A 10,302-nucleotide genomic window follows, 5' to 3' on the forward strand; every position below is an offset into this window, starting at 1 on the left:
TCCATGGCCCGTTCCGAGTGGCCCAGGGTCAATGCCACCTGGCTCCGGAACCACAAGACGTGGGCCTCTAACTCTCGGGCGCCCACCAGACGGGACAGCTCGAGTGCCTCGTCCAGATCGGCCAGGCCGTCTTCAGGCCGGTTCATCCACGCCAGCACCAACCCCCGGCCTGATCTGGGATTGGCCACGCGGAGGATTTCCCCGGCATCCTCGAGGATCCTTGCGACCCGGTCCAGAAGCTTCTCCGCCTCCCAGAACCTGCCGTCCAGGAACGCGGCGAAGGCCCGGCTTTCGAGCACCCTTGCCACTCCGGCCGAGTTGCCGGATTGCTGGAAGAGAGACAGCGCCTCGTCCTCACGCTTTACCAAGCTTTCCGGGCGTCCGAGGTTCAGGTCGAAATTGGCGGCATTGAGAAGAGCCTCGGCTCGGGCGGCCGGGTCGTCACCCGCCTCAAGGAGAGCCAGCTCGGCTAGCTCAAGAGCATGAACGTAGTCCTCGGCCCCAGAGGTCAACATGGCCAGCCGGGTAAGCGTTATTGCGCGCTGGGGGCCAGGCGGCCTGGCTCGGATTGCTTCCCTCAGGTCATTTCTGGCCTCCTCGAGCGCGCCCTTTCTGAACCTGGCCTCAGCTCGAACCTCCAGCAGCGCAGCCAGCGTATCGCCGGCGGGTTGGGCCCGCAGGCCCCGGTTTGCCGTGGCCTCCGCCTCGTCGTTTGCGAAGCGGTCCAAACTTTGCCGGGACCCCTGAGCGAACCTCTCGGCCGCTGCCATAAGGTCTCCGGCGCCCAGGAGATGCCGGGCTAGCTCAACGGGATCGGCGGAGTCCGAGTCCAGGCCGATGGCAAGCATTGCGTGCAGCCGGGCCCTCCCAGAAGCGCCGAGCACGTCGGACATCGCATCTGCGATCAGGTCGTGGCTCACCTCCCAGCCGGTTTCGCCGGGACGGGCCAGTCCCGCCTCCCACAACCGGTCGAGGGACTCCAGAACCTCGGGCTGGGGCGCGTCTAGGACACCCCCGATCAGGCGCGGGGGCGCTTCCCGCCTAAGCAGGGCCAGAACTGCGAGCGCCGATCTGGGGCCCGGGGGAAGGGCGCGGATTCGTTCACCCAGCCACTGTCGCCGGCCGTGGCGGACAACCTCCTCCGCCCGCGCCCGTGCCTCTCCGATCGAAATGACCCACCTGCCTTCAGTGGATCGGTCGACGATTCCCTGCTGGATCAGCGATCGAAGTACCTGGTCAACGGCGAACGGCGCTCCGCCCGTTGCTTCCTGGAGCAACACTGCCAGCTCATGGTCTACGAGCCGGCATAAAACGTCCACGGAAAGACCCTCCACGAAAATTCGAACCGGCGGCGGCTCGAGCTGGTCCAGAAACTCGCGAATCGCTTCCGTGGGCGAAGGATCGGCCGTCCTGAAGGCCACTACCAGGCTCAGTTCGGCTACCCTCCGCGAAATCAGCCCCAACAGACTCATCGAGGTGGGATCGGCCCAGTGGAGGTCGTCAACGACGAACAGAGCCCCCTCAGATGCTGCCGCCTGGAAAAGACCGAGGGCGCCCTGCAACGCCAGGGCGCGCCGGCTCTCGGCATTTGCCGCGCTATCGGGGGTCGATATCAGGTTTCCGAGCTCGGGAACTATGTCGACCAGGGCGGCGGCAGCCCTCCCAGGCACCGTTGCAGCGCAATCCGGGAAGCGGTCGAGCAGGTTCCTCATCAGGGCCGCCGCCACCGACCAGGGGTCCTCCCGTTCTGCCGGGAAGGCCCGGGCCGCTATAACCGGCCTGACCATCCGGACGATTCCCTCCTGCAGCAGTCGGGACTTACCGGATCCCGCCGGACCCATAACTGCAACCACCCCGCTGCGCCCTCCGGTGAAGGACCCGACGAGCAGCTGCAGCGCCGCTTCCCGGCCCACGAACGGCAACTGTGCTGGGATGCCGGAATCGCTTCCGCGCTCGGCCTGAACCGCGAGGGAGTCTAGGTTTAGCAGGCACATCTCCAGCTCGCTGGCGGCAGGAGACAGGCCGAGACCCAACTCCTCCGTCGTGCGGCTACGGAAATCGTCAATCGTCCTCAGGGCGCCCGCAACGTCGCCGGAAGCTGCCTGTGCCCTGGCGAGGAGGAGGTGGCTGTTCTCCCTCAAAGGTTCACGGCGGGCGGCCAGCAAGGCGAATCTGACTGCAGCGGCCGCATCGCCTTTGGCCAGAGACGCCGAGCAGGCCGCTTCGAGAGCCTCCAGGTACGCTCCGGCCAGCCGTTCACGATACTCCCGGGCCCAGTCTTCGTAGGTCTCCTCGGAAAGCGGTTCACCTCGCCAGAGGTCGATCGCCTCTTCGAGGTACGCGGCGGCCTCCCGGCAGCGGCCGCACCCCAGCTCCCTTGAGCCCATGAGAAGACGCTGCACGAACAGTTCGGCGTCAACTCGGCATGAATCCGACTTCGCAAATGAGTACCCCGCCGGACCGGTGAGGATCAGCGACCGTTCCCCCAGCAAAACCCTCGCTCGGCTTACGAGAACCTTGATGTTGGCAGCCGGGTCCGATGGCGGGTCGTGGGGCCAGAGAGCTTCCACCAGCTGGTCGCGAGGGACGAAGTTTCCCCGCCGAGTCAGCAGCACCTCCAGGAGCGTCCGTACCAGACGCCCCGGAGGCGGAAGCTCGACTCCGTCCCGTTCGATGCGAAATCGTCCCAGCAGTCCGATATCCACAAGTGCTCCCGCCACTTGTTACGCCTACATTGCAACCCCGCCGCTACCCGGACGCAACCATTAATTTCTAGATTTTTCACTTGAGACGTGTGATGAAGCGAAGGAAGGCAAAATGAAGCCGTCTGCATCGGACTGTTCGAGCGTTGTACGCAAGTACGTAGAAGCCTGGAACGACCACGACCCCCCGGGGATAGTCGCCACCTTTGCCGCCGGCGGCACCTACGTGGATTCCTCCCTGGACGAACCCCTGACCGGCGATGCGATCGGGGATTACGCATCGGAGGTGATCCGCATGTTCCCCGGCGTACGGTTCCGCATCGTGACCATGTTCTCCTCCGGCCGCACCGTGGCCGTGGAGTGGCGTATGGAGGACACAACTCCGGGGAGCCCGCTGTCGTTGCCGGGCTGCGACATCATCACGGTGGGATCGTCGGGTATCGAGTCTGTCCGCGGGCACTTCGACAGGTACGTCGGCTACCGACAGCTGGGGTTTCAGGTAGAGGTGATGCCGGGGTCGGAGGAGAAGTCCAAGTGGGGCATTGCTCGTTACGCCGTGGGGGCACGCGAAAAAGCGCCCGGAGCGGTGGCGATCACCATGGCTTGCGTCCGCAACCAAGCTGAACGGGAGGAGGTCGAAGCCCGCTCGACGGATATCGCCGACGCGATGGTGAAGATGCCGGGATTCATCAGCTTCGTCGGCGTGGCGGCCGACGACCGGCTGATCACTCTCACCCAGTGGGAGTCGGCAGAGGCCATCCGGCAACTGACGGAGCACCCACTCCACCGCGAGGCTGTCCGCAGGATGTACCAGGACAACCTCGCCGAAAAGGGGCTGGTGAGCACATGGCTGCCGGTTCACGTCATGGAGATCGTTCGCTGCCCGGACTGCGAGGCGATCGTCGGCGACTCCGGTTGCCCGAACGGCCACGCTGCAGCGACACTGGGTGCGGTTGGTTTATGAAATCTTGACTTCGGCTCCGTCACCCGATGGGTCAATCAAGCTCAGGCTGATCCGTCTGCACCTGCTCCGGCTGCGGCGCCGGGCCCCCGATCCGGTCGGAGCGGGACAGCCTTTCCGGCCGTTCGATCAGCTGGCCCTTGCGGATGAAACGACGGCGCAGCTCCGGGTCCTGCAGCTTGTAGGCCCGGGCCATGTAGATCAGCAGGGCCAGGCCCAGCGCTTCCCGGGCCAGCTCCCACGGGTGGTCGAGTGGCCGGGTGAGCACCTCCAGCCAGTAGTTCTCCTTCGGGTCGGCCGGGAACTTCGAGCCGAACAGGGGCCAGAACCAGGTGATCGGCTCGTTCCACATCGCGTCCAGAACCTGGTGGATCAGCATGCAGATCGGCAGGATGAACCAGCGGCGGGCGGTCGCCCCGCGCAGCACCAGCTGGATCGCCAGGAGCGCCGCAGTTGCCACCAGCAGAGTGTGGCCGTAGAGCCTGCCGCTCTCGAACTTGTCTGCGAAAAAGATGCGGCCGATCGGTTTGTCGATGAGATCGGAGATCACCGCCCCCAGAAGGACCACGCGGTAGTCGATCCGCCGAGCACCGAGCGCGAAGAAGACGATCGCGCAGGTCATGCCGAGGTGCCAGAAAAGCACTCCTAGAACAGCTCCGGCTGCGACCGGTCGGGTTCGGGCGGCGCCGGGTCGCCGGCGGCGGCCTGCTCGTCCATCCCCTTGTTGCTCAGCCGGTCGGCCTGCCTGTTCCTGGCGCGGGGCACGGCCTGGAAGGTGATTCGATCGAACTGCTGGGCCAGCTTGCGGGCTCTGGCATGGAGGGGCCGGAGGCCGGGAGACTTCACCTTGTAGCCGCCCTTCATCTGCTCGATCACGAGCGTGGAGTCCATGAAGACCTCCAGCTCGGCAGCCCCGTGCTGCCGGGCGGCCTGCAGTCCGGCGATGAGTCCTTCGTACTCGGCGACGTTGTTCGTGGTCCAGCCGATCCCCCGGCCGATCTCTTCGAGAATTTCGCCTTCGGGCGACTGGAGGACCACGCCGATTCCCGCAGGGCCGGGGTTTCCCCGCGCGCCGCCGTCGGTGTGAAGCGTGTAGGTCTTGGACATGCGCTTTCCGGTGCTAGTCGACGACTACGAGGATACGTCCGCACTCGTCGCACCGGCTGATGCCCTGGTTGGCACGAACCCGCGACACCTCCTGGGCGGGAAGCTGCATGTGGCAGCCGAGGCACATGTGGCCCTGCAGGGCGGCCGCGCCGACCCCGTGCTTGGACCGCCGAAGGTCGTCGTAGAAGGCGAGTAGCTCGGGGTCGATCCGGGGGACCCAACCTTCCTTACGCTCCTTGACCTTAGCCAGCTCCTCGCCTACCTGGCCACCGGCGGCGTCCCGCTTTCCGATGGCTTCCGCAACCTGGTGCCGGAGCTTCTCCAGCTCGTCGGTGAGGATCTTGAGCTCCTTCTCGATGGTCTCCCGCTCCTCCATGACCTCCAGGTCCTCGTCCTCGAACCGGATGCGGCGGCGCTTGAGCGACTCGATCTCGGCCCCTATTGACGAGAGCTCCCTGGGGTTGGCGACGTCGCCGGAGTTGATCCGGGCCTCCTCGTGGGCGATTTTCAGCCCGACGTTCTCCACCTCGGTGTCCAGCTTGCGCTGGCGGGCGATGACCTCGTCCAGCGACGCCTCCAGCTCGCCGGTCTGGGACTCGAGAGTGCGCTGGCGCTCCTCGAGGGCGTCCAGCTCTGCCTGCTCGGGGAGGTTGTGGAGCTTGGAGGTCAGCCGGTCGATGGCCGAGTCGATCTTTTGGAGCTCCAGGAGCTCGACCAACGATTCTCTTGACGCCTCTACCATTAGCTGAGTCTATCCAGGTCCAGCTCACCGGAGGCAATCCGGCAAAGCGTCTCGACGTAGAAGGCGTGCTCCCGCTCCAGCACCCGGGCCGCCAGGGTCTCTACGTCGTCCCCTTCGACCACCTTCACCTCGCACTGGGCGACGATCGGCCCCCGGTCGTACTCCTGGTCCACGAGATGGACGGTTATGCCGGTCACCAGGTCGCCGGCGGCCAGCACTGCCTCGTGCACCCGGGGACCGTACATGCCGACCCCGCCGAACTTCGGCAGCAGGGCCGGGTGGATGTTGACGATCCGGCCGGGAAAGCTGTCGATGGTCTGCGGTCCGACCTTCTTCATGTAACCCGCGAGGACGACCAGCTCGACGCCCGCGTCCGACAAAACTTTGGCGATCTGTGCATCCAGCTCGGTGAACTCCGGGTGGGTCACCCCGCTCAAGTGGTGGAACGGGATGCCCTCGGTTGCCGCCCGGGCGGCCGCCTGGGAGCCGGCGTTGTTGCTGATGACCACCACGACCTCGGCCGGAAGGACGCCCCGCCTGGTGGCGTCGATGATCGCCTGCATGTTGGACCCCCCGTGGGAGGCAAGGACACCGAGCCTCATGGACGCGAAAAGGCCGGGATGGATGACATCCCGGCCAGATTATTCGCTTGCTTCAAATGGTGCTTAAGCCCCGACCTTCTCCAGCTCCTCGGAGTACTTGCCGTAGGTGGCGGCGGAGTTGGCACGAGCCCGCAGCAGCGCCGCGGCCTGGCCTGCGGCCACGTTGTCCGACTTGCCGGCCCACGTCTCCATGGCTGCGGTCTGCAGCGCACGTCCGTAGGAGTAGGTCAGCGGCCACGGGGCGCCGCCGATCTTGTTGAGCTCGTTCAGGTGGGCCGATGCCTCCTGGTCGCTCTGGCCGCCGGAGAGGAAGGCGATGCCGGCCACTGCGGCCGGGACGTTCTTCTTCAGGACCTCGAGGGTCAGCTCTGCGACCTGCTGCACGCTGGCCTTCTGGCCCGACTTCTTGCCGGGGACGATCATGTTGGGCTTGAGGACCATGCCCTCGAACTTCACGCCGGCCCGGTAGAGGGCGCCGAACACCACGTGCAGGGTCTCGTCGGTCACCTCGTAGCAGCGCTCGATGGTGTTGTCGGCGTCCATCAGGACCTCGGGTTCGATGATCGGCACGATGCCGGCTTCCTGGCACAGGGCGCCGTAGCGGGCCAGGGCGTGGGCGTTGGCCGAGATGCAGTACCTGGAGGGGATGCCGTCGCCGATGGTGATCACCGCACGCCACTTGGCGAAGCGGGCGCCCAGGTCGTAGTACTCGGCCAGGCGCTCCCGCAGGCCGTCGAGGCCCTCGGTGATCTTCTCGCCCGGGTGGCCGGCCAGATCCTTGGCGCCGGTGTCGACCTTGATGCCGGGGATGATGTTCAGCTTCTTCAGGTACTCGGGAAAAGTCGTGCCGTCGCTGGCGCTCTGGCGGATGGTCTCGTCGTACAGGATCACGCCGCTGACGTACTCCTGGATCCCGGCTGCGGAGAAGAACATCTCACGGTAGGACCGGCGGTTCTCCTCGGTGGACTCGATGCCCAGGGCCGCGAACCGCTTGCCGATGGTGGGTGAGCTCTCGTCTGCGGCAAGGATGCCTTTGCCGGGGGCCACCATGGCGGTGGCGATTGCGTTCAATTCCTTCGTCTTGTCATCCATTACAGTCGCTCCTCAAAGCTCGTCCAACTCCGGGATATGTGGCGGGGCGCGAAAGCGAAACCCGCCTCCGGCTGTGTGTTTCGCAATGATATCCGTAAGGTGCCGGACGAGCCAACGGAGGGATTAGTTGTCGATCGTCACCCGGATGTTGCCCTCACGTTTGGTAAGCGCAAAGGCGGTCTGGTCCCCGTGCCGGGTGAACTCCATGCTCACCTTCGACCCGCCAACCGTCAGGTTGTCCACGTCCACCCGGTTCAGCCACGGCGGCAGCTTCGGCTGGTTGACGGTGAGGGCTCCGGCCGGCGCCTGGGCCGAGATCCCGAGGAAGGTCTGCGTCAGCATCAACGGGACCGCAGCCGCCCACGCCTGCGGGCTGCACGCCACCGGGTAGTCGACCGGCGGGAGGCCGGAGCGCCGGTCGAAACCGCAGTACAGCTCGTCCAGGCGCAGGTCCGAGAAGACCGCTGCGTCGAACATCGCGGTGGCGATCCGCTCGGTGGCGTCCACCAGGCCGTAGCGCTTGAGGCCGGCGGCCACGATCACGTTGTCGTGCGGCCACACCGAGCCGACGTGGTACCCCATCGGGTTGTAGGCCGGGTTCTTCTTGGACAGAGTCCTCACGCCCCACCCCGAGAACATGTCCCGGGCCATCAGGCGCTCCCCCACCGCCGCCGCCCGGCGGGGGTCGACGATCCCGCAGTACAGCGCGTGCCCGACGTTGGAGGCGACCCCCTCCACCTGCCGCTTCTTGCCGTCCAGCGCCAGGGCGAAGGTGCCCTCCTCGGGCATCCAGAACGCGGCGTCGAACGCCTGCTTCAACTGTCCGGCCTCCTGGCGCAGCCGCTCCGCGATGCCGGCGGCGCCGAGGGCGGCGTACACCTCGGCGATCCGCAGCTTCGCCAGGTAGACGTACCCCTGGACCTCGACCAGGGCGATCGACCCCTGGGCCAGCGACCCGTCGGCGTGGACGATGCAGTCCTCCGAGTCCTTCCACCCCTGGTTGCGAAGGCCGGCGTGGCCGCGCTGCTCGTACTCGACGAACCCGTCGCCGTCCCGGTCCCCGTAGTCCCGCATCCAGCGCAGGGCAGCGTCGAAGTTGGGGCGAAGCTGCTTCATCAGGGCGATGTCGCCGGTCCAGCGGAAGTAGGCGCCGGCCAGCATGAGAAATAGCGGCGTGGCGTCGACGGTGCCGTAGTACGGCGTGTGGGGAATCAGGCCGGCCCCCGCCAGCTCGCCCTGCCGCAGCTCGTGGGGGATCTTGCCCGGCTCGGCGTCCCGCCACGGGTCGTCCTCAGTCGCCTGCCAGCCGGCCATGACCTTCAGGCATCCGACGGCCGTGGCCGGGTTCCAGACCATCGCCTCCAGGCTGGTGAGAAGGGAGTCCCGGCCGAAAGGAGCCACGTACCAGGGGATGCCGGCAGCGAACAGCGCCGACCCGGCGATCGGAGTCTCCAGCGCCTTCAGGTCCCGGATCGCCGACTCGACGAAACCGTTGAAGTGCTCGTTGTCGCTGGAGATGGCGGCCCCCGATGCGTGCCAGTCCCGGTAGGCAGCCTCCACCCGCTTTTCGGCAGCCTCCAGACCGGCCGCGGGTCGGGTCGACCCACCGATCGACGGCTCTACCGTTACCTCGATGCTCGTCTTCTCTGCGGGTGCCAGTTTGAAGTCCCACGACACAACGGCTACGTCGCCTTTGACGGTCAGCTCGGTCGGCGCCGGGTCAAACGCGACCAGGGTCTCCCGGAAAACCTCGTCCTCGCCGACGTATCCGAACCTCAGTCCCGGTCTGCCCACTTTGGGGGCCAGGGCCTGCCCCCGCTTCCTTCGTTTGAGGACACCCCGGACCTCGAACGTGTCGGCGTAGTCGGCGGCCAGGGACAGCTGCAGGGTCGAGCCCACAGCAGAGGTGCTGTAGTTCCGGAGCGAGATTCGCTCGTACAGGCGGTCGGCGAGCAGGCGAAAACGCTGGATGGAAAGGGTCTGCTGGGGCACCTTCACGACCTTGCCTTCGGTGAGGCTCGGGTTGGTCGAATCGATCACCATGGCGTACGCGAGGTCGGCATTGGAGCTCAACAGAACCGGGCTCTTGCCCCCCAACAAAAGCCTGAATTCCGAAAGGAAGCGTGTATCCTCGGTGTATAGACCCTCACCGGAAACCAAGCCGGGGAGGATGTCACCGCTTGGTCGTGAACAAAGGAAAAGTGCACCTTCCTTGATCACCAACAAGTCCTGGCGGGCCTCTGCAGATACGCCTGGAGCACTGCGGAGGCGAAGCGGGCCTGCACGCCCCAACACGTCGAACTCCTCCCCTCCCGGACTTTTGGTCGTGGAGGGAGCGGGTTCCGGGTTGGGATCGACTGGCTGGTCCATAAGGTCCTCGAATCTAGGGGGCTTTGAAAAACCAAAAACATAAAAGCAGGAGTTCAGATATGCCTATTTCCCCTTCACCATCCTTACGCATAGCGATCGTCGCACCGCCGTGGTTCGAGATTCCCCCGAACGCATACGGAGGCATTGAATGGATCTGCGCGTGGCTCGCCGAGGGGCTTATGGCGCGGGGACATGACGTGACTTTGATCGCGGCAGGTAGGAATCGTACCAGCGCCCGCTTTCTCCAGACCTTCCCCGAGTGCCCCAGCGAGCGCCTGGGCGACGGCCTTCCCGACGTGATCCACACCGCGATGGCCGAAACCCTGCTCCAGGACGTCGAGGTCGACCTGGTGCACGACCACACTCTCTGCGGCCCGCTGCAGGCCGGCCGGAGGGCGGTCCCCACCTTCGTGACCGCCCACGGCCCCCTGGCAGGAGACATCGGCGACTACTACCGGGCCCTGGGCAACGCGGTGAACCTCGTGTCGATCTCCGAGTCGCAGCGCTCCGAGGCGCCGGCGCTGAACTGGGCCGCCACGGTCCACAACGGCATCCCCGTCGCCGAGTACCCCTTCCGCAAGGACAAGGACGACTACCTGCTCTTCCTCGGCCGCATGAGCCCGGACAAGGGCGCCCACCTGGCGATCGACGCCGCCCGGGCGGCCGGCCGGCCGCTGGTGATCGCCGGCAAATGCAACGAGCCGCCCGAGAAGGCCTACTTCGAGG

9 protein-coding genes are annotated in these 10,302 nt (G+C 66.1%); 2 read left to right on the top strand and 7 right to left on the bottom strand.

Translation table 11 applies throughout. The features are described 5' to 3' along the window. Positions 1–2,705 (bottom strand): BTAD domain-containing putative transcriptional regulator (locus VFV09_09975; GenBank protein HEU4868044.1); only part of this gene is annotated, 2,705 nt, incomplete at its 3' end. 112 nt (positions 2,706–2,817) lie between these two features. Between VFV09_09975 and VFV09_09980 the strand changes: the two genes are divergently transcribed. Next, positions 2,818–3,666 carry a nuclear transport factor 2 family protein gene (locus VFV09_09980; GenBank protein HEU4868045.1) on the top strand — a complete coding sequence of 283 codons (849 nt, stop codon included), beginning with the start codon at positions 2,818–2,820 and terminating at the stop codon, positions 3,664–3,666. Between the two features lie 31 nt (positions 3,667–3,697). Here the strand turns inward: VFV09_09980 and VFV09_09985 are convergent, their stop codons facing one another. The 6 genes from VFV09_09985 to VFV09_10010 form a co-directional block, all read right to left on the bottom strand. After that, positions 3,698–4,306: a metal-dependent hydrolase gene (locus tag VFV09_09985; protein HEU4868046.1), complete on the bottom strand. Its 609-nt coding sequence runs from the start codon at positions 4,304–4,306 to the stop codon at positions 3,698–3,700. A gap of 2 nt (positions 4,307–4,308) precedes the next feature. Next, positions 4,309–4,770 (bottom strand): ribonuclease HI family protein, encoded by a 462-nt coding sequence (locus VFV09_09990; GenBank protein HEU4868047.1) that lies wholly within the window; start codon positions 4,768–4,770, stop codon positions 4,309–4,311. A gap of 13 nt (positions 4,771–4,783) precedes the next feature. Next, complete coding sequence (locus VFV09_09995; protein ID HEU4868048.1) at positions 4,784–5,512, bottom strand: C4-type zinc ribbon domain-containing protein; 729 nt, start codon at positions 5,510–5,512, stop codon at positions 4,784–4,786. Then, positions 5,512–6,114, bottom strand: coding sequence for a phosphoribosylglycinamide formyltransferase (purN, locus tag VFV09_10000; GenBank protein HEU4868049.1), 603 nt, complete (start codon positions 6,112–6,114; stop codon positions 5,512–5,514). Before purN ends, VFV09_09995 begins: the two co-directional genes overlap by 1 nt. A 63-nt stretch (positions 6,115–6,177) precedes the next feature. Continuing rightward, complete coding sequence (locus VFV09_10005; protein ID HEU4868050.1) at positions 6,178–7,206, bottom strand: class I fructose-bisphosphate aldolase; 1,029 nt, start codon at positions 7,204–7,206, stop codon at positions 6,178–6,180. A 123-nt stretch (positions 7,207–7,329) separates the two neighbouring features. Next, positions 7,330–9,576: a glycogen debranching N-terminal domain-containing protein gene (locus VFV09_10010; GenBank protein ID HEU4868051.1), complete on the bottom strand. Its 2,247-nt coding sequence runs from the start codon at positions 9,574–9,576 to the stop codon at positions 7,330–7,332. A 59-nt stretch (positions 9,577–9,635) separates the two neighbouring features. On the opposite strand from VFV09_10010, the gene VFV09_10015 reads away from it, so the two are divergent. After that, a partial coding sequence (locus VFV09_10015) for a glycosyltransferase (GenBank protein ID HEU4868052.1) occupies positions 9,636–10,302 on the top strand: 667 nt, incomplete at its 3' end.

Source organism: Actinomycetota bacterium, assembly GCA_035759705.1.
Taxonomy (GTDB): Bacteria; Actinomycetota; CADDZG01; order JAHWKV01; family JAHWKV01; genus JAJCYE01.